The sequence below is a fragment of the Bacillus sp. FSL E2-0195 genome (genome assembly GCF_038003645.1).
GTDB lineage: Bacteria > Bacillota > Bacilli > Bacillales > Bacillaceae_G > Bacillus_A > Bacillus_A mycoides.
In genome coordinates, this window is record NZ_JBBOPN010000001.1 from 5,167,441 (window position 1) to 5,186,309 (window position 18,869).

Below are 18,869 nucleotides of genomic sequence, written 5' to 3' on the forward strand. Positions count from 1 at the left end.
AAACCCTCAATACTAATACAATAATGCTTGTATTAATGAGGGGCTGAAAAAGATGGATCAAACTATGAATCCAAAACTTAAAAAATATAAACGTCTTTTCTTCACCGTAATGTTTTCTTGTGTTCTTTTTTTCGTTTTTTCCTTTTTTATTATCATTATAGCTGCAAAAATTATGGGGCCTCCCCCTGTTGCAGTGCCGCAAACGAGTGTCTTTTACGCTAATGATGACACTGTTATAGGACAAAGTAATGAAACACAAAAGCGCTATAATGTATCTCTTGATGAAATTTCTCCTTATGTAAAAGAGGCAACACTATCTATTGAAGATCAACGATTCTACAAACATCATGGATTTGATATAAAGCGCATTGTTGGTGCCATTGTTGCCGATTTAAAAGCAATGGCAAAAGTACAAGGTGCTAGTACTATTACACAACAGTATGCTCGTAACCTATACTTAGATCATGATAAAACGTGGAAGCGTAAACTATTAGAGGCAATGTATACCGTTCGCCTTGAAGTGAACTATAATAAAAATCATATTTTAGAAGGATATTTAAATACAATTTATTACGGGCATGGTGCTTACGGAATCGAAGCTGCTTCTCGCCTGTATTTCGATAAAACTGCAAAAGAATTAACATTAGCAGAAGCTAGTATGCTCGCAGGTATTCCGAAAGGACCTAGCTTCTACTCTCCCTTTTTAAAAGAGGAGCGTGCTAAAGGGCGTCAATCTCTCATACTAGATGAAATGGTAGAACAAGGTTATATTACAAAACAGCAAGCTACCTCAGCAAAAAAGGAAACACTTACTTTTGCTTCATTGGATACGAAAAAAGTTGCAGAGGTCGCACCTTATTTCCAAGATGCTGTACAAGCTTCTCTTCTTCGGGATATCGGATTAGATGAGCAAGCCTTACAGCGAGGTGGCTTACGTATTTATACAACGCTAGACCCTAAATTACAATCTGTAGCAGAGCAAGCTGTAAAAAATCATATACCTGAAACAACAAACATCCAAACTGCCCTCGTCTCTATGAATCCAAAAACGGGTGAAGTGGCTGCCCTTGTTGGTGGAACTGATTATAATACGAGTCAATTTAACAGAGCTACACAAGCCGCTCGTCAGCCCGGCTCTACATTTAAGCCATTCCTATATTACGCAGCCTTAGAACGAGGATTCACCCCTGCTACGCGCTTAAAAAGCGAATATACTGTATTCACTTTAGGTGACGGTGTTTCCAAATATAAACCGAAAAATTATAAAAACTATTATGCAGACGACTTTGTGACAATGGCACAAGCACTCGCTGTTTCTGATAACGTATATGCTGTGAAGACAAATCTATTTTTAGGCGAAGACATTCTTACAAAAACAGCGAAGCAATTCGGTATTACTAGCGCATTAAAAGATGTTCCGTCTCTTGCTCTCGGCACATCTCCTGTAAAACCAATTGAAATGGTCAATGCTTATAGCATGTTTGCAAACGGCGGGAAAGAAGTAAAACCAATCTTTATAAGGCGCATCGTTGATCATGAAGGAAATATGCTATACGACGCTCATTTAGAAAGTAAACAAGTTCTAGATAAAAGCAAAGCCTTTGTGATGGAAGAAATGATGGCAGGTATGTTTAATAAAAAACTAAGCAGTTATGCCGCTGTGACCGGTCAATCGATGTTATCAAAACTATCAAGAACATATGCTGGAAAGTCTGGTTCTACAGAAACTGATAGTTGGATGATTGGATTTACCCCACAACTTGTAACAGGCGTTTGGATTGGATACGATCAACCTAAATCCATTTCAAACATAGCAGAACAAGGATACGCAAAAAAAATATGGACCGATACAATGGAAAAAGGATTAGATGGACAGCCTAAACAAGAGTTTAAACAACCAGCAGATGTTGTTGCAGTCGATGTTAATCCTGAAAACGGTAAGATTGCTACAAAAAATTGTCCCATTTCTGTGAAAATGTATTTCGCAAAAGGTACAGAGCCAACAGAGTATTGTATGGATCACGTTGATGATAAGGAAGAGTTCGAAAAGGTTAGTGAAGAGAAGAAAAAGGCGGGTTGGTGGAAAAAATATCTCCCGTGGTAAAAAAATAGCTGACGGAAATCCGTCAGCTATTTTTATTCGCCTAATAATGCATGGCGCAATTCTTCACTAGATTCGTTCCAAATTGCTTCATTATGCTCTTTTAAGAATGTACCAAGTACTTTTTTAGATGATTCATCCATATGATCAATCATGATGTGACGCTTTAGGGATTTATCCATTTTATTTACATGCTCTGGAAGTGATTTATATCCGCGGCGAATTTCACGATCAACTGTCATTTCACAGGCTGTTGCACCTGCGTAATAAGCACCGTTTGGTGTTCTTTCAATTGTTACCCAAACAAGCCAAAACGGTTTTCCGTTTGGAACTTCATCTTTATTTGTTAAAAACTTAATTCCTTTTTCTACTGTACTACGCGCATGCATCGCACCGATATCAACGAACGCAGTTTTCTCTAATACATCAACAAATACAGGAGAAATATTTTCTAAACTTAATGCCCCAACGCCAAAACCACCATGTCCATCTGTTGAATCATTTTTCACGATATTAAAACCGATTTTTTTCTTTTTCTCTGTCATATGTAAACTCCTCCTCGCTTAATGATTAAAAAAGCCTGAAAATAGGCGCAATGATATTTTGTAAAAATACTAATACATATGGAATAACAACATTGAAAATAGGTTGAATTGTGTAATTGCTAAGCGGTGTAATAACAAGAATTAATAACGCAATTGATCCATACTTTTCATACTGTGTCATTTTCGCACGAATATTTGCTGGTGCTAAATCTTCCACAACGCGATACCCATCAAGTGGCGGGATTGGTAATAAATTAAATACAAGTAAAACAATATTAAGCATAATAAAAATTTGGAAAAATTGATCCAGCGTATCTGCTACTGCAAGTGGCATCGCATCTAACACACCAAACGTTATTAAGCTATACCAAATAATTAAACCTATTGCACTTAAGATAAGATTACTTATCGGTCCCGCAATAGAAACTAATATTCCCGCAAGACGCGGTCTTTTAAAGTTATACGGATTAACAGGTACTGGTCTTGCCCAACCGAATCCAAGAATTAGTACAGCAATCATACCGATAGGATCTAAATGAGCCATCGGTGATAATGTTAAACGTCCTTGCTTTTTCGCTGTATCGTCTCCAAATTTATATGCAACATACGCATGTGCAAATTCATGCACAGATAGCGCAATAATAATCGCCATTGCTACCAATGGAATTTGTTGCAATGGGTATCTAAATAACTGATCCATAACTCATCTCCTCTTCCATATGTCAAAAAAAGAAATTATTTGTTTTTCCGATTGTTCTTCCTCATAATCCGCTATAATAAGAGTGTAACTTACATAAAAGGAGCGATTATACATGCCATACGTAACAGTGAAAATGCTAGAAGGACGCACAGAAGAACAAAAGAAAGCTCTTGCTGAGAAAGTAACAGCAGCAGTAAGCGAAACAACTGGTGCTCCTGAAGAAAACATCGTTGTTTTCATCGAAGAAATGTCTAAAAACCATTATGCAGTTGGCGGAAAACGCTTAAGCGACAAATAATTTCAAGTTTTTTCATAAGAAGCAGCTCTTTGCTGCTTCTTATTTCTTTCCTTCTAACAACTCGATAATTCTCTCTTTATATTTTCCTTTTCTTCCATCTTCATAGATTAAATCATGCGGATAGAATAGCTTTTGATCCGTTCGCTTCTTACCTGTAATCGCCTCAACAATATCCGATTCACGCGAAAGCTCTCTAAGTTCCCCGTTCGGCATAAGAAGTAAGATTGGCAGACGCTCTTCTTCTTCTCCTGCGCGGTAAAAGTCATACGGTAAATCCGATGTTGAATCCACAACTAAGTAATACTCTGGATCGAGTCCAATCTTTTTAAATAAGCTACTTAGCTCCATCCAATTATCTAAACCGTGCTTATCTGTAAACTCCACATATTTAAATAGATTTCGATTCATAAAACGACGGCATAAGTCACTTAAAATCGGATCTTCTTCCTCTTGCCATACTTGGAAGTAATAATACATTACGTTCTCGTCTAACTTTAAATAATCCTCTACTGTCACTTCTTCTTCAAATAAAGAATAGAAATGAACAGGATGATTTTTAAACGCATAATACTTCTCATGCAGTGATTTAGCTCGGTGTAAAATCTTCGTTAAAATTACTTCTGCACTACGTGTTACCGGATGAAAATATACTTGCCAATACATTTGATAACGGCTCATAATATAATGCTCTACAGCATGCATACCACTATTTTTAATGACAACTTGATTACCGTACGGGCGCATGACACGCAGTATACGTTCCATATCAAAGTTCCCATACTTTACACCAGTAAAATATGCATCTCTTAATAAATAATCCATACGATCGGCATCAATTTGGCTCGAAATCATACTAATCGCTAATTTATTAGTAGATGTTTTCGCAATTACATCTGCTACCTTTTGCGGGAAATCCTTATCCACACGGCTTAACACACGATTAATTTCCGTATCACCAACGATAATCTTTTGCGTAAATTTCTCATGATCTAACGAAAATACTTTTTCAAACGAGTGAGAAAATGGGCCGTGACCGACATCATGAAGTAATGACGCACATAAACATAACAATCTATCTTCAGCATTCCAGTTCGGTCTGCCATCAAACACATCATCAATCATACGACGAATAATTTCATATACACCTAACGAATGAGTAAAGCGACTATGCTCTGCACCGTGAAATGTAAAAAATGTCGTACCAAGCTGCTTAATACGGCGCAAGCGTTGAAATTCTTTCGTTCCGATTAAATCCCAAATAACGCGATCACGCACGTGTACATATTTATGTACTGGGTCTTTAAACACTTTTGTTTCGCTGAGTTTGTCGTTTAAATATACCACTTTCCGACATCCCCCTTTCTTTACTGCATTCTTACTATATATTATAAACGATATAGGAAACAGAAAGAAATGAAAGACTATATTAATTCCTGTTATATAAAGAAAAATCACCTTTACCAAAACAAAGGTGATTTTTCTTTATATATTATTTTCCTAAAATGAACTCAGTAACTTCGTCTAGGATCATTTCTTTACCTAGTGGGAAGTATCCTTTGTTTACATCTTCATTACTGATTGTAAATACATGGTTGTTTTTAACAGCGTTCATATTTTTCCAAATTGATTCTTCTTGGAATTCTTTTAGACGCTGAGAACCGTCACCAGTTGTAAATACGAATAAGTAATCTGGGTTGTAATCAATTAAAGCTTCTTTTTGTATTTGTACTAACGGTTTATCAGTTGGTGTACCTTTAACTGCTGGTAATTTTAAATCACCAAAGATTACGCTACCGTAACCGTAGTCACCGTATACACGGAATGCATTTGGATATGCAGCCATTTTCATGAATGTTGCATCGCCAGTTTTAGCAACGATTTTGTCATGTAATTTGCTTGCTTTTTCATCATACTTTTTGAACCATTCTTTTGTTTCTTTCTCTTTACCGAAGATTTGACCTACTTCTTCGAATTTTGGACGCCATTGGTCTAATGGAGTTTTTAACATAACTGTTGGTGCAATTTTAGATAATTGATCATAAATCTTTTCTTGACGATTGTTTACAATAATTAAATCTGGTTTTGCAGCAGCCACTGCTTCGATGTTAATTTTATCGCCCCACGCAGAACCAACCGGTTTTACACCTTTCAATTTCTTCTCAATATGTGAATCAATTTTTTCTTGTGTTGTATTTGCAGTAATAATCGGTTTCATACCGAAAATTAATAATTCTTCTGTTGAACCACTAAGGTCAGCAATTTTCTTTGGATTTGCAGGGATTTTAATTTCCCCTTTTGCGTGTTGTACAGTGCGCTCTTCAGTTTTCGCATCTGCTTTCTTTTCTTCTTCTTTGTTAGAACAAGCTGCAAATAGTACAGAAGTAACAACTAGTACCATTGCTAATAGTGCCATTTTAAAATTCTTCATATTCCGACTCCTTCTAGCTGTATTTCTCTTATAATTTGCATGTAACTATAAGAAACAAAACAACAATTAATTAATTAATATATATTTATTAATTGTTGTTTATAACCCGTTCTAACGGGCGTTCAACTTCCCATCCGTGGGTAAGAAGCTCAACGTCCATTAGAACTCCCCCTCTCACCTCTTTAAGAGGGGGAAATTCTATTAATTATGCTTTTTTACGCAATTGATTATTAATCATCGCTAAATCGTATGTTAAACAAATTGGTTTACAGTTTACTGGACATGGAACGATTTGCGCTTCAATCTCAAATACGTTACGAAGTGTTTCACTCGTCATAACTTCATCTGGCGTTCCTTGTTTCATTAACTTACCTGCTTTTAATGCAATCATATGATCAGAGAAACGAGAAGCATGATTTAAATCGTGAATAACCATAACAATCGTTCTGCCTTCTTCTTTGTTTAATTTCTTCAGTAAGTTTAATACTTCAAGTTGATGAGCCATATCTAAGTATGTTGTTGGTTCATCCAACACAAGTAAATCTGTTCCTTGTGCAAGAGCCATCGCAATCCATACACGTTGACGTTGACCACCTGATAAAGCTTCTGCTGGACGATTTGCGAATTCTGTCATCCCCGTCACTTCAAGTGCCCAATGAATGTAGCGATAATCCTCTTCTTTCAATGTTCCAAATCCTTTTTGATGAGGAAAACGTCCATATGAAACAAGTTCAAACACAGTAAGGCCTGTTGGCACTTCTGCAGTTTGTGGTAAAATCGCCATTTTCTTTGCGATTTCTTTCGTTGGCTGTTTCTCAATTGCTTTTCCATCAAGATAAACAGTACCTCGTTTTGCTTTCAAAATACGAGAAGCCGTTTTTAATAATGTGGATTTCCCACAACCATTTGGTCCAATAATCGTTGTAATTTGTCCTTCCGGAATTTCAACTGTTAATCCATCTATAATTAACCCTTCATTATACCCAACAGATACCGCATCAACTGCTAAAGTTGCCATACAAAAAGCCTCCCTTTATTTTGTCCTCATAAGTAAATATATGAAATATGGTGCACCAATTACAGAAATAACAAGACCGACCGGTATTTCTGAAGTTGGTAACACACTTCTTGAAATTACATCTGCAAATAAAAGCAAGAACGTTCCTATTAATGCAGCCGTTGGTAACATAATTTGATGTTTACCACCAACGAGGCGTCTCGCTAAATGCGGAGCCATTAAACCGATAAAACCAATGCCTCCCGCCACCGCAACAGATGCACCAGCTAAACAAACTGCAATAAATAATAATTTACGTCTTTCCTTTTCTACGTTTACACCAAGGCCAACTGCTGTAGAGTCGCCTAAATTCATTACATTTAATATGTGCGCTTTACTAATGGCAAGTGGTAAGAAAATAATCATCCATGGGAGTACACTTAGTACGAACTTCCAATCTGTTCCCCATAAACTTCCTGCCAACCAAATCGTTGCAAAACGGAAGTCGTTAGATGTCATCTTCATAGAGAAAATTAAACTAACCGCACCAAATCCGGCTGCAACAGCGATACCAACAAGAATTAATCGAGTTGATGAAACACCGTCTTTCCATGCTAGTAAATAAATAATAACCGCTGCTAATATCGCACCAACTAACGCGAAGAATGGAAGGATAAATACAGATAAAAATGTACCAGTTCCAACTTTTCCAAAGAAAAAGTAGACGAATACAACAACTGTTAATCCCGCTCCGGCGTTAATACCTATAATACCTGGATCAGCAAGTGGGTTTCGTGATAGCCCTTGCAAAATTGCACCTGACATAGCTAATGCAGAACCAACTAATATAGCAATAACCATACGCGGCATACGAAATTCAAATAAAATAACAGATTGATCTTCTGCACCTAATCCAACTAGTGACTTCAATACATCTATTGGAGGAATTTTAAATGTTCCTGTATTTAAACTTATTAAAAATACAGCAACAATTAATCCTACTAAAATCGTTAAAATAGAAACGTTCTTTTTTGTTAAGACGCTCGTCCTCACATCTTTCCTCTCCCTTCATTACGTGCTAAGTAGAGGAAGAATGGCACCCCAATTAGCGCTGTAATTGCTCCAATTGGCGTTTCAAATGGTGGATTAATAACGCGAGATAACATATCTGCACATTCAATTAGCAATCCACCTAAGACCGCAGAACATGGAATAACCCATCTATAATCTGAGCCTACAAGGAAACGAGTCATATGCGGAATTACAAGTCCAACAAATCCAACTGATCCTGCCATAGAAACCGCAGAACCTGTTAATACAAGAACAAGTACTGTTCCGATAAATTTAATTAATGTCGTATTTTGACCAAGTCCAATCGCAATTTCTTCACCAAAGCTTAAAATTGTGATATATCTCGACATCATAATTGCTATAATGAGACAAACAAGACCAATCGGTACTAACATATTAATACTTTGCCATTTCACTCCGGCAACACCGCCTGCATTCCACATACTTACCTCTTGGGCAAGGTTGAAATACAATGCAATTCCAGATGAAATTGCCCCTAATAAAGCACTAATTGCTGCACCTGCTAAAGCTAATTTTACAGGCGTTAATCCACCTGGTGAAGAAGACCCAATACCATATACAATGCTCGCTCCAAACGCAGCTCCAATAAAAGATGCGATAACAAACATTAAATAAGGTGAATTAGGGAAGAATGCATACATAATTGCAATTCCGAATACAGCACCATCTGTAATCCCCATTAACGATGGAGATGCAAGTGGATTTCGTGTCATACCTTGCATAATTGCACCTGATACCGCTAAAAAAGCACCTGCAACTACGCCCCCTATTGCTCTAGGCATGCGAAGTTCTTGAATTACGTTATGGTGCGTTATGGAACCATCAAACTGAAATACAGCTTGCCAAACGGTCTTTAAACTAATATCTGCTGCACCAAACGAAATAGAAACTGCCATACTTAAAGCTAACAAAATTGTGCCTGCTATTAAAATAATAGAAGCAACGAGCGGTCTGCTCTTAATCTCTTTAACATTCACATCTTGCTGTTCTATACTCCTTGCGCTCGCTTCCATCCCTCAACCATCCTAACCAACAACATATATTTAATAAAATGAAATTTATTCTCAAATAATAATAAAAAAATTAGGTGAATTGACCTTTTTCGTGATAATGATTATCAGAATCAGACACTTTCTATTCTACCTACCACGTCAAAAGACTGTCAACCATTATTTTGAAATACGAATTCATACAAAACGCTATCTTATGGACATAAAAAAAGAAGAGTAATCTGTTCACTCTTCTTTTTCTTACTTATTTAATTTTGCTTCAATTTTTACAATTAATTCGTCTTCTGTTGGAGCCGCAACTGGACGATTATTTACAAACGCGAATGATTTTTTACGACCAGGGCCACAGTAAGACTGACATGCAACCTCAATCGTTGCACATGAATCTACTTTTTTCAACTTCGGAATCAACGTTTTAACGTTCGTTGCCTGACAATCATCACACACACGAAATTCGTTTCCCATTATATATAACACTTCCTCTATTTTAAACTTTTCACAAGTACATTTAAAAATAAACACTAAATGGTATTTTACCGCTCTTTGAAGCTTGTTGCAAGTCTCCGGGCGTAGCTCTATTCCTATATAAAGCCACCTATTTTTTATATTTTCTCCTTCAAAAGCTTTCATCATTCATAGCCACATTTCTTCTCTTCATTGAAATCTACCATATTTTTAAAAGCTTTGTATAAAAGCTCATTTTTTTGCCCATTATAAAAATAGGAAGTTCATAAAAAGAAAGGGAGTTGAATCTATGAAAGTAAGACAAGATGCTTGGACAGACGAGGACGATTTATTACTTGCTGAAACGGTGCTTCGCCATGTTCGAGAAGGAAGTACTCAATTAAATGCTTTTGAAGAAGTAGGAGATCAGTTAAATCGCACATCTGCTGCTTGTGGTTTCCGCTGGAATGCTGTTGTTCGCTATAGCTATGAACAAGCTCTTCAACTAGCAAAAAAACATCGTAAAGATAAAATGCGTGCTGCGGGCGGTGAACAGACAAAAAAACGTTTGCTTTACACACCACCAGCTTCAGCGGCGGCGATAACTGATTATGAAGAACACGTACCGTATGAAACAGCTGTTCAATATACAGAAGCTACTCCATATCAAAAGCCGACTGTCCCTGCTCCAAAAAGCTCAATAACAATGCAAGATGTTATTTACTTTTTACAAACAGTTGGATCTTCAAATATAAAAGTAACAGCTCTTGAAAACGAGAATACGAGATTGAAACAAGAAATTAAAACGCAAATCCTGCGAAATGAAGAACTAGAAAAGAAACTAGAAAAATTAGAACAACAATCTCATACTGTACAAGAGGATTACGAAACACTTATGAATATTATGAACCGTGCTCGTAAATTAGCAGTAATGGATGATGAGGAACGCTCACAAACATCTTTCCGCATGGATCGAAACGGTAACTTAGAAAAAATTGCAGAATAAAAAGGATGCATGCAATGCATCCTTTTTATTCTTTCACCTCTAAACTCCCATTTATATATGAGAAAACCCCTTTCTACATTTTTTGCTATAATAGAGATTGTCATTTTAAAAATAAGGGGTTAGTTATATGAGCAATTCCCGTTCGATTTTATCTCAGCCAGAGTGGCGTATTGTAGATCAGTCTAGTTTAGGACCAACTTTCCATGCACTTCAGTCATTCGCAATGGATGACACGTTATGCACAAGTATTGGAAATGGTCTATCCGCTGCAACAATGCGCTCTTGGGTTCATCACAATACAATTGTTCTTGGCATTCAAGATTCACGCCTACCACATTTAGAAGAAGGTATTTCCTTTTTAAAAGAAAACGACTTCAATGTTATCGTTCGTAATTCTGGTGGACTTGCTGTCGTACTTGATGAAGGTGTTTTAAACGTATCACTTTTATTCCCAGAAACAGAAAAGGGTATCGATATCGACCTTGGATACGATACGATGTGGCATTTAATTAAGGAAATGTTAAAAGATTACGATGTTACTATCGAAGCAAAAGAAATTGTTGGTTCTTATTGTCCTGGTAGCTACGATTTGAGCATTCGCGATCAAAAATTTGCTGGTATTTCTCAGCGTCGTATTCGCGGAGGCGTTGCTGTACAAATTTACTTATGTGCGACAGGAAGCGGATCTGAGCGTGCCGCACTCGTTCGTGATTTTTACAACGTAGCAATTCAAGGCGAAGAAACAAGATTTACGTATCCTGAAATTGTACCGAGTACGATGGCTTCACTATCTGAATTACTTGGCGAAACAATTACAGTGCAAGATTTAATGATGCGCCTTTTAAAAACGTTGCAACAATTCGCGCCAAAGTTAACACCATCTCAGCTAACAGTAGATGAAGTTCCTTTATATGAGACGAATTTACAACGTATTATTGACCGTAATAATAAGGCACTTGGTTTAGAAAAATAGAAACCAAAAAGACCACCCTCATTTCAAAAGAAATAGGATGGTCTTTTTTCATATTAATTCGTTATAGAATTAAAGTGCTTGAGCTGCTGTAATTAAAGCTAACTTGTACACTTCTTCTTCGTTACATCCACGAGACAGATCATTTACAGGCATATTTAAACCTTGTAAGATTGGTCCTACTGCTTCGAAGTTACCTAAGCGTTGAGCGATTTTGTAGCCGATATTACCAGCTTCTAAGCTTGGGAATACGAATACGTTAGCATCACCTTTAATTGTAGAACCTGGAGCTTTCTTCTCAGCTACAGATGGTACGAATGCAGCATCGAATTGGAATTCTCCATCTAAAGTTAATTCAGGAGCCATTTCTTTTGCAATGCGAGTTGCTTCTACCACTTTTTCTGTTTCTGGAGATTTCGCAGAACCTTTTGTAGAGAAGCTTAACATAGCAACGCGTGGGTCAATACCGAATAGTTCAGCAGTTTTCGCACTTTCGATACCAATTTCAGCTAAATCTTGGCTGTTTGGTGCAATGTTAATTGCGCAATCAGCGAATACATACTTCTCTTCTTCACGTACCATGATGAATACGCCTGAAGTTTTTGTAACGCCTGGTTTTGTTTTAATAATTTGAAGTGCTGGACGAACTGTATCAGCTGTAGAGTGAGCTGCACCACTTACTAAACCTTGTGCTTTGCCCATGTATACAAGCATCGTACCGAAGTAGTTTTCGTCTTTAAGGATTTTGCGAGCATCTTCTTCTGTTGCTTTACCTTTACGGCGTTCAACGAAAGATGCTACCATTGCATCCATTTCTTCGTATGTAGCTGGGTCATAAATATCAACGCCTGCTAATGTTAAGTTCATGCTAGCTGCTTTTGCGCTAATTTCTTCTTTATTACCAACTAAGATTGGTTTTACTAACTCTTCTTTTGCTAAACGCTCTGCAGCGCCTAAAATTCTTTCATCAGTTCCTTCAGGAAGTACGATAGAAATGCCTTTTCCTTGAACTTTTTCTTTTACTGTTGTAAATAAGTTGCTCACGAATAAACCCTCCTACATATGTTAAAAAACTCTATCTTTAAGAATACTGCTTTTCCTCTATATTTTAAACTTATAGCTCCCAAAAAATAGATAAAATGAAAATGATTATATTTTCATAAAATTCAGCATAGAAATAAAGCCCCTTTAAGCCTTATCTCCTCCTATTTTCAAGTAAATTTAAATGTGACAATTTTATGCGCTGAAACTTTATGTAGATGTTTTTAATCCTATATATGCTATAGTTAACGTGTAAAATATCATTAACTGAGGTGAATAGAATGAGTGAAGCAACAACAACGTTAGATGGCTGGTATTGTTTACATGATTTACGTTCTATTGATTGGGCAGCATGGAAAACATTATCTAGTGACGAACGCGGACAAGCAGTGTCTGAATTTTTAAATGTCGTTGAAAAATGGAACGAAGTAGCTACTGCAAAAAAAGGCAGTCATGCAATGTATACAGTTGTTGGTCAAAAAGCAGATATTATGCTTATGATCTTACGTCCAACAATGGAAGAGTTAAATGAAATCGAAACAGAATTAAATAAAACAACATTAGCTGAATATTTAGTTCCTGCATATTCTTACGTATCTGTTGTTGAACTAAGCAACTACCTTCCAGCTGATGAAGATCCATACCAAAACCCACAAATCTTAGCTCGCTTATATCCTGAGTTACCAAAAGCAAATCATATTTGCTTCTATCCAATGGACAAGCGTCGCCAAGGTGATGACAACTGGTACATGCTTCCTATGGAAGAACGTAAAAAAATGATGTACAGTCACAGTAAAATCGGTCGCCAATACGCAGGGAAAGTACGCCAAGTAATTTCAGGATCAGTCGGATTCGACGATTTCGAGTGGGGCGTAACATTATTCGCTGACGATGTTCTTCAATTTAAGAAGCTTATATATGAAATGCGCTTCGATGAAGTAAGTGCCCGTTACGGTGAATTCGGTACATTCTTCGTTGGGAACATTTTACCAGACGAAAAAGTAGAGAAATTTTTACACATATAATAATGAAAAAGGAACGAATTTCGTTCCTTTTTTTATTATCCTCTATATTTACCCACAAAAAACTTCTTTTCTCTGCAAATTTGAATAAAAATCGACAAATTCTTTTCAATTTCCTTACAAAATTGTAACCTTTCTATATCCAAATTTATGCTAAAATGGTACGAGCTATATGCTAATAACGATGCGAAGGTGATGATGTATATGAAGAAAATCTTGTCTATTTTACTAGCGTCTCTATTGTCAATTTCTTCCTTAGGAGTAACAACATCCCATGCAGAAGAAAAAATACATATAGAGGCAGCTGCTGCACTGCTATTTGATGCGGATACAGGAAAAATACTGCATGAACAAAATCCAGATGAATTACTAGCTATCGCTAGTATGTCAAAATTAATTGTTATTTATGCCGTATTAGAAGCAATTAAAGAAGGAAAAATCACTTGGGATACGAAAGTAACTATTTCTGATTACGCTTATGAAGTTTCACGTAATAATGAATTCTCTAACGTGCCGTTCGAAAAAGGACGTCAATATACTGTAAGAGAATTATACCATTCTATCGTTATCTTCTCTGCAAATGGATCTAGTATTGCTTTAGCAGAATTACTTGCAGGAAGTGAAAAGAACTTCTTAAATCTCGCAAATGAACATGCGAAAAAACTAGGGTTAAAGAAATATAAATTTGTAAACGCTACTGGGTTAAATAACGCTGATTTAAAAGGAAAACATCCTGAAGGAACTGATCCGAATGGAGAAAACTCCATGTCAGCTCGCGATATGGGTATTCTCTCAAAAACAATTATTACAAAGTATCCAGAAATGCTAGAGGATACAAAACAAAGATTTAGAAACTTCCCAGATAATCATCCAAAACCAATTCGTATGGAAAATTGGAACTGGATGTTACCAGGTGCTGCTTTCTCTTATGAAGGAGCAGATGGTTTAAAAACAGGAAGTTCCGATACAGCTGGGTATGGTTTTACCATTACAGCAAAACGCGGTGATTTACGTCTTATATCTGTTATTATTAAAACGAAATCAATGGACGAACGTTTCACAGAATCTCGCGCATTAATTGAATATGGATTTAATAACTTCGAAAAACAGAAATTAAAAATAGATAAAAACAACAAAATTTCTGTAGTAAAAGGAAAAGAAGACTACGTAACAGTTGCACCAGAAAAAGAAGTGACAGTAGTTACTGCAAAAGGTAGCAAATCCCCTTACAAAATTTCTACTGAAGCAGATAAATCACTTGCTGAAGATGAGCATTTAGTTGCTCCTATTAAGAAAGATGCAAAGGTAGGTTCAATCGTCTTAGAACCATCTGATAAATATGGTTTCTTAGACGGAAATAAAAGTATAAAAGTTATTGCAAAAACGACTGAAGAAGTAGAAAAAGCAAATTGGTTCGTATTAACAATGCGTTCAATTGGCGATTTCTTCTCAAATTTATGGTCTAAAGTATTTTAATGATGAAAAGCTAGCTCACGCTAGCTTTTTTTATTTTCCCCTCTAGATGTAAAACTTCGTTTGGTTGTCATATCTGCGTCCTTTTTCTCATACGTATGAACTAGTAATTGTTCCACACTTCATCTAGAAAAAACCTCTTTCCGAAGGGTATTCCAAAAAGAGAGGTGACACATAATGGGTGTTATCGCGCATACAGAAGAAGATGTAAAGTTATTAGCTAGACTCATGCGTGCCGAAGCTGAAGGAGAAGGACAACAAGGCATGTTAATGGTTGGAAATGTCGGCGTAAATCGTGTCCGCGGAGATTGCTTAGACTTTAAAAAAGTCCGAAATTTACGTCAGATGGTTTATCAAAATCCTGGTGGTTTTGAAGCAACTCAAAAAGGGTATTTTTATCAACGAGCGAGAGAACAAGATATCGCCTTAGCCCGCCGGACAATTCAGGGACAACGTTTTTGGCCCGCCAACTTTTCCTTATGGTTCTTTAGGCCTGAAGGTCCTTGCCCGCCAACTTGGTATAACCAACAAAATTCAGGACGTTTTAAAAAGCACTGCTTCTTCCAACCATCTGGTGAAGATTGTCCTGGCGTATATTAAGGAATGAAAATGAGGAGGGATTTTTGAATGGCACAGCAACAAAACCCATACTATGGAACAGGTTTTTATCAACCATCCGGAACTTATGTGCAACCACAACAAATGACCCCACAACAACAGCAGCAACAGCAACAACAGCAAGCGATGCAACAACAAGCTGCTCAGGCTCAACTTGCAGTTTCTCAAGGTATGTTACCACTAGAGCAATCGTATATTGAAAACATCCTTCGTTTAAATAAGGGTAAGCCAGCTACAGTTGTAATGACTTATGAACGCGGTAGTTCGCTTGGTACACAATCTTATACAGGGATCATCGAGGCAGCTGGCCGTGATCATATCGTAATTAGTGAGCCGAAATCTGGAAAACGCTTTTTACTACTAATGATTTATTTAGATTATGTAGAATTCCCAGGAGAAATTACGTATTTACCTGGTCAACAAGCAACTTATGCTCCAAGACCATAAAAAAAAGCTGGCGAATGCCAGCTTTTGTTTTTTATAACCCTTTTACAACTGCAGTTCCGACTAAAATCCACGCCACAATAAACGCTACACCACCAAGGGGTGTAATTGGGCCAAAGAATTTAATACCTGTTGTACTTAATGCATAAAGACTGCCTGAGAACATAATAATCCCAGCTACCATAAGCCAACCTGCAGTGTTTAAAAGTGATGATTGCATTTTGTCCATTAATAGAGCAATTACGAATAAGCCACCTGCATGAAACATTTGATATGTAACGCCCGTCTTCCACACTTCTAACATTTTTGCAGAAATTTTATTTTCTAAACCATGTGCTCCAAAAGCCCCTAATGCAACAGATAGCCCCGCTGCAATACAACCTAGTAAAAAGAAAATTTTCATCTTAATTCCCCTTTTTATTTTTATCATAAGCAATTTTCACATATAATCCAAACGATTTAATCCCTAAAAATCAAATAAAGAATTACCATTTGCACCTTCTTCTTTTATATACACAGGTTCTCCAGAAACTGGCATAACCGGTTGAACTGTTGTTATAGGCTGAGATCCGATTATTTGTGATTGAACTTGTGGTTCTCTATACGTAGAAGGCTCAACTTGTTCATCTAATAATAAATCACATAGTGCACGCACAACTAATAAATGCTCTTTTGATTTTTGTCCTTCACTACTTTTTGCCTTTGCAATTTCACTCGCCATTTTATTTAAAACCTTATCGCTAGATACTTGCATTCCTTGTCACCTCTTACTTTGTAGTTCTTTCTCAAATTGCCTCAGTTTCTCCACTGAACCAAATACTATTATCATATCATGTTCTTGCAGTTTTTCCTGCCCCGTTGGATTATGGATAATATACCCATCTCTTAAAATCGCTAAAATTGTTACACCAAATTGATTTCTCACATTACTCTCTAATAACGATTTACTAGCTAAGTTAGAACCTTTACCAACTTGAATTTCTTCAATTACAAATGATTGCTCTATTCCATACAATACTGTATCAATATAATGCACTGTTAACGGATTCGCAATATCCAACCGTTAATACAGTAATCATCGTCATCCAAAATGCTTGAAACAGGCTAATCTCTTCAATTGTCATAAATCATAGCATTCCTAGAATTACAACAAAAGTCATACATATAATCGCTATCCATAATTGCTTCCGTACATTCATATTATGTTTCAACTCTTTTCTCTATCTACAATCTTTGCCAGAGGAAATGAAATACGTATATACTAGAAAACGGAATCTATGAAAGAGGTTGATATAATGAAGCTATTTCTTTCTGCCTTACAATGGGCACTATTTATTTTAGCTGGAAGTCTTATTGTACCAATTAGTGTCGCAACTAGTTACGGCCTTGATGGCGCTGAAGCTATCGCGTTTGTACAAAGAACATTATTTGTTCTCGGTTTTGCCGGTCTCTTGCAAGCTATATTTGGTCATAAACTTCCTATCCAAGAAGGTCCTGCAGGCCTTTGGTGGGGAATTTTCTCCTTGTATGCAAGTTTAGGCGTCGTATTATTTGGATCAAGCAATGAAACACTTAAGGTCCTTCAGTACGCTTTCCTATTAAGTGGCATCATTTGTATTATTCTTAGTGTTTTTGGACTTATTGATAAACTAGTTCGTTACTTTACACCGACAGTAATTGGAACGTATTTATTCCTTTTGGTCGCACAACTTAGTGGCTCCTTCTTAAAAGGCATGTTTGGCCTTGATGGACAACATACAGAAGTACAGCCAAAGGTATTTATTCTTTCACTCATTGTTATTTTACTATCTTTTTTCATTATGAAGCTACCTATTATTGGACAATATTCCGTTCTTTTCAGTATCGTCTGCGGCTGGATATTATTTGCGTGCTTCGGATTATCTAATCCAGTAACACCTGTGACAGATATAATTCGTCTTCCATCTCTGTTCGTTTTCGGAATGCCTCGCATTGAATGGAACATGGCAATTACGGTAGTTTTCGTCACACTACTACTTCTAACAAATATGTTAGCAAGTATTCGCGTTGTACAAAAGGTTGTTTCTAAGTATGAAGAAGATGCTGCGGAGAATCGCTTCAAACAAGCTGGCATTATAACAGGAATAAATCAATTGCTAGGCGGTCTATTTTCAGCCATTGGTCCTGTTGCCATTTCTGGATCCGCAGGATTTATTGCAACGACAAATATTTATAAGCGCCTTCCATTTATGTTAGGATCAAGCTTTATCATTCTTGTTAGTATATTCCCAAAGATTACTTCATTCTTTGCAGCCATCCCCGTTGCAGTTGGGTATGCTGCGATTTATCCTGTATTTGCAAGCATGATTGGTCTCGCTTTCCGCGAATATGACACTGTACAAAATAAAGAACAATTATTTAAAGTAGCAGGTCTTTCAATCTTTACAGGAGTCGGCGTTATGTTCGTTCCAGCAGGAGCGTTTTCTACGCTACCACCATTTTTAGCATCATTTTTAAGTAACGGTCTTGTTCTTGGATCTGTAATGGCTATCTTGCTGGAAATATTATTTTCTCGTTCGCACGAAAAACAACCATCGTAAATTGGAAAACTTCCATTATTGCACTCTATCTTTAGAGTTGTTACGATAATAATAAATTATCATGGGCAACACGCTCATGATAATTTATACTAACAATGCAG

The 18,869-nt window shown here is 36.7% G+C and carries 21 protein-coding genes and 1 pseudogene; 9 read left to right on the forward strand and 13 right to left on the reverse strand.

The window, feature by feature from the left end; translation table 11 throughout:
* Positions 1-52: 52 nt before the first annotated feature.
* Entirely contained in the window at positions 53-2,104 is a 2,052-nt protein-coding gene (locus MHH59_RS26820; protein WP_088291712.1) for a transglycosylase domain-containing protein, read from the forward strand.
* A gap of 32 nt (positions 2,105-2,136) precedes the next feature.
* Here the strand turns inward: MHH59_RS26820 and MHH59_RS26825 are convergent, their stop codons facing one another.
* Positions 2,137-2,646: a YwhD family protein gene (locus MHH59_RS26825; protein WP_002016357.1), complete on the reverse strand. Its 510-nt coding sequence runs from the start codon at positions 2,644-2,646 to the stop codon at positions 2,137-2,139.
* A 25-nt stretch (positions 2,647-2,671) separates the two neighbouring features.
* On the reverse strand, positions 2,672-3,346 hold the full coding sequence (locus MHH59_RS26830) for a site-2 protease family protein (RefSeq protein ID WP_002016358.1): 675 nt from the start codon (positions 3,344-3,346) through the stop codon (positions 2,672-2,674).
* Between the two features lie 112 nt (positions 3,347-3,458).
* On the opposite strand from MHH59_RS26830, the gene MHH59_RS26835 reads away from it, so the two are divergent.
* Positions 3,459-3,644 carry a 2-hydroxymuconate tautomerase gene (locus MHH59_RS26835; protein WP_001147171.1) on the forward strand — a complete coding sequence of 62 codons (186 nt, stop codon included), beginning with the start codon at positions 3,459-3,461 and terminating at the stop codon, positions 3,642-3,644.
* A 39-nt stretch (positions 3,645-3,683) separates the two neighbouring features.
* Here the strand turns inward: MHH59_RS26835 and MHH59_RS26840 are convergent, their stop codons facing one another.
* From MHH59_RS26840 to MHH59_RS26865, 6 genes are all read right to left on the reverse strand, one after another.
* Positions 3,684-4,988: an HD domain-containing protein gene (locus MHH59_RS26840; RefSeq protein WP_002130105.1), complete on the reverse strand. Its 1,305-nt coding sequence runs from the start codon at positions 4,986-4,988 to the stop codon at positions 3,684-3,686.
* Between the two features lie 145 nt (positions 4,989-5,133).
* The gene (locus tag MHH59_RS26845) at positions 5,134-6,072 is read right to left on the reverse strand and encodes an ABC transporter substrate-binding protein (protein ID WP_340852834.1); all 939 of its coding nucleotides are present in this window, start codon (positions 6,070-6,072) and stop codon (positions 5,134-5,136) included.
* A gap of 205 nt (positions 6,073-6,277) precedes the next feature.
* Positions 6,278-7,090, reverse strand: a complete 813-nt coding sequence (locus tag MHH59_RS26850) for an ABC transporter ATP-binding protein (protein WP_000212073.1) — start codon at positions 7,088-7,090, stop codon at positions 6,278-6,280.
* Between the two features lie 15 nt (positions 7,091-7,105).
* Positions 7,106-8,122: a FecCD family ABC transporter permease gene (locus tag MHH59_RS26855; RefSeq protein WP_002130107.1), complete on the reverse strand. Its 1,017-nt coding sequence runs from the start codon at positions 8,120-8,122 to the stop codon at positions 7,106-7,108.
* Positions 8,119-9,174 (reverse strand): FecCD family ABC transporter permease, encoded by a 1,056-nt coding sequence (locus tag MHH59_RS26860; protein ID WP_000388282.1) that lies wholly within the window; start codon positions 9,172-9,174, stop codon positions 8,119-8,121. The genes MHH59_RS26855 and MHH59_RS26860 overlap by 4 nt, the downstream gene beginning before the upstream one ends.
* A 237-nt stretch (positions 9,175-9,411) precedes the next feature.
* The gene (locus tag MHH59_RS26865) at positions 9,412-9,636 is read right to left on the reverse strand and encodes a DUF1450 domain-containing protein (protein WP_000526075.1); all 225 of its coding nucleotides are present in this window, start codon (positions 9,634-9,636) and stop codon (positions 9,412-9,414) included.
* Positions 9,637-9,925: 289 nt separating this feature from the next.
* Here MHH59_RS26865 and MHH59_RS26870 point away from each other — a divergent pair, with 289 nt between their 5' ends.
* Positions 9,926-10,621: an RsfA family transcriptional regulator gene (locus MHH59_RS26870; protein WP_002016365.1), complete on the forward strand. Its 696-nt coding sequence runs from the start codon at positions 9,926-9,928 to the stop codon at positions 10,619-10,621.
* Positions 10,622-10,748: 127 nt separating this feature from the next.
* Positions 10,749-11,594 carry a lipoate--protein ligase family protein gene (locus tag MHH59_RS26875; RefSeq protein ID WP_340852840.1) on the forward strand — a complete coding sequence of 282 codons (846 nt, stop codon included), beginning with the start codon at positions 10,749-10,751 and terminating at the stop codon, positions 11,592-11,594.
* A gap of 69 nt (positions 11,595-11,663) precedes the next feature.
* On the opposite strand, the gene pta is transcribed toward MHH59_RS26875, so the two are convergent.
* Positions 11,664-12,635, reverse strand: a complete 972-nt coding sequence (gene pta / locus MHH59_RS26880; RefSeq protein ID WP_000067219.1) for a phosphate acetyltransferase — start codon at positions 12,633-12,635, stop codon at positions 11,664-11,666.
* A gap of 278 nt (positions 12,636-12,913) precedes the next feature.
* Between pta and hemQ the strand changes: the two genes are divergently transcribed.
* From hemQ to gerQ, 4 genes are all read left to right on the forward strand, one after another.
* A complete protein-coding gene (hemQ, locus tag MHH59_RS26885; protein WP_001287592.1) occupies positions 12,914-13,657 on the forward strand; it encodes a hydrogen peroxide-dependent heme synthase in 744 nt (247 codons plus the stop codon).
* A 195-nt stretch (positions 13,658-13,852) separates the two neighbouring features.
* Entirely contained in the window at positions 13,853-15,130 is a 1,278-nt protein-coding gene (locus tag MHH59_RS26890; RefSeq protein WP_002167310.1) for a serine hydrolase, read from the forward strand.
* Positions 15,131-15,304: 174 nt separating this feature from the next.
* A complete protein-coding gene (gene cwlJ / locus MHH59_RS26895) occupies positions 15,305-15,727 on the forward strand; it encodes a cell wall hydrolase CwlJ (RefSeq protein WP_002068596.1) in 423 nt (140 codons plus the stop codon).
* A 27-nt stretch (positions 15,728-15,754) separates the two neighbouring features.
* A complete protein-coding gene (gerQ, locus tag MHH59_RS26900; protein WP_002068595.1) occupies positions 15,755-16,192 on the forward strand; it encodes a spore coat protein GerQ in 438 nt (145 codons plus the stop codon).
* A 31-nt stretch (positions 16,193-16,223) separates the two neighbouring features.
* On the opposite strand, the gene MHH59_RS26905 is transcribed toward gerQ, so the two are convergent.
* The 4 genes and pseudogenes from MHH59_RS26905 to MHH59_RS30900 form a co-directional block, all read right to left on the reverse strand.
* Positions 16,224-16,592, reverse strand: a complete 369-nt coding sequence (locus MHH59_RS26905; RefSeq protein ID WP_002130112.1) for a DUF423 domain-containing protein — start codon at positions 16,590-16,592, stop codon at positions 16,224-16,226.
* Between the two features lie 63 nt (positions 16,593-16,655).
* Positions 16,656-16,943 carry a YwdI family protein gene (locus tag MHH59_RS26910; RefSeq protein ID WP_001198367.1) on the reverse strand — a complete coding sequence of 96 codons (288 nt, stop codon included), beginning with the start codon at positions 16,941-16,943 and terminating at the stop codon, positions 16,656-16,658.
* 6 nt (positions 16,944-16,949) lie between these two features.
* Positions 16,950-17,243 (reverse strand): annotated as a pseudogene (locus tag MHH59_RS26915) (cation:proton antiporter regulatory subunit); the annotation flags it as partial.
* Entirely contained in the window at positions 17,212-17,313 is a 102-nt protein-coding gene (locus MHH59_RS30900) for an ion channel (RefSeq protein WP_002130114.1), read from the reverse strand. The gene MHH59_RS30900 and the pseudogene MHH59_RS26915, both read right to left, overlap by 32 nt.
* 171 nt (positions 17,314-17,484) lie before the next feature.
* Between MHH59_RS30900 and MHH59_RS26920 the strand changes: the two genes are divergently transcribed.
* The gene (locus MHH59_RS26920) at positions 17,485-18,768 is read left to right on the forward strand and encodes a purine/pyrimidine permease (RefSeq protein WP_002167308.1); all 1,284 of its coding nucleotides are present in this window, start codon (positions 17,485-17,487) and stop codon (positions 18,766-18,768) included.
* Positions 18,769-18,869: the final 101 nt, after the last annotated feature.

What these genes read in the sequence shown, in the direction of transcription:
- MHH59_RS26820 (WP_088291712.1), top strand. Translation starts at nt 53, where the DNA reads ATGGATCAAACTATGAATCCAAAACTTAAAAAATATAAACGTCTTTTC.
- MHH59_RS26825 (WP_002016357.1), bottom strand. Translation starts at nt 2,646, where the DNA reads ATGACAGAGAAAAAGAAAAAAATCGGTTTTAATATCGTGAAAAATGAT.
- MHH59_RS26830 (WP_002016358.1), bottom strand. Translation starts at nt 3,346, where the DNA reads ATGGATCAGTTATTTAGATACCCATTGCAACAAATTCCATTGGTAGCA.
- MHH59_RS26835 (WP_001147171.1), top strand. Translation starts at nt 3,459, where the DNA reads ATGCCATACGTAACAGTGAAAATGCTAGAAGGACGCACAGAAGAACAA.
- MHH59_RS26845 (WP_340852834.1), bottom strand. Translation starts at nt 6,072, where the DNA reads ATGAAGAATTTTAAAATGGCACTATTAGCAATGGTACTAGTTGTTACT.
- MHH59_RS26850 (WP_000212073.1), bottom strand. Translation starts at nt 7,090, where the DNA reads ATGGCAACTTTAGCAGTTGATGCGGTATCTGTTGGGTATAATGAAGGG.
- MHH59_RS26860 (WP_000388282.1), bottom strand. Translation starts at nt 9,174, where the DNA reads ATGGAAGCGAGCGCAAGGAGTATAGAACAGCAAGATGTGAATGTTAAA.
- MHH59_RS26865 (WP_000526075.1), bottom strand. Translation starts at nt 9,636, where the DNA reads ATGGGAAACGAATTTCGTGTGTGTGATGATTGTCAGGCAACGAACGTT.
- MHH59_RS26870 (WP_002016365.1), top strand. Translation starts at nt 9,926, where the DNA reads ATGAAAGTAAGACAAGATGCTTGGACAGACGAGGACGATTTATTACTT.
- MHH59_RS26875 (WP_340852840.1), top strand. Translation starts at nt 10,749, where the DNA reads ATGAGCAATTCCCGTTCGATTTTATCTCAGCCAGAGTGGCGTATTGTA.
- hemQ (WP_001287592.1), top strand. Translation starts at nt 12,914, where the DNA reads ATGAGTGAAGCAACAACAACGTTAGATGGCTGGTATTGTTTACATGAT.
- MHH59_RS26890 (WP_002167310.1), top strand. Translation starts at nt 13,853, where the DNA reads ATGTATATGAAGAAAATCTTGTCTATTTTACTAGCGTCTCTATTGTCA.
- cwlJ (WP_002068596.1), top strand. Translation starts at nt 15,305, where the DNA reads ATGGGTGTTATCGCGCATACAGAAGAAGATGTAAAGTTATTAGCTAGA.
- gerQ (WP_002068595.1), top strand. Translation starts at nt 15,755, where the DNA reads ATGGCACAGCAACAAAACCCATACTATGGAACAGGTTTTTATCAACCA.
- MHH59_RS26905 (WP_002130112.1), bottom strand. Translation starts at nt 16,592, where the DNA reads ATGAAAATTTTCTTTTTACTAGGTTGTATTGCAGCGGGGCTATCTGTT.
- MHH59_RS26910 (WP_001198367.1), bottom strand. Translation starts at nt 16,943, where the DNA reads ATGCAAGTATCTAGCGATAAGGTTTTAAATAAAATGGCGAGTGAAATT.
- MHH59_RS30900 (WP_002130114.1), bottom strand. Translation starts at nt 17,313, where the DNA reads ATGACAATTGAAGAGATTAGCCTGTTTCAAGCATTTTGGATGACGATG.
- MHH59_RS26920 (WP_002167308.1), top strand. Translation starts at nt 17,485, where the DNA reads ATGAAGCTATTTCTTTCTGCCTTACAATGGGCACTATTTATTTTAGCT.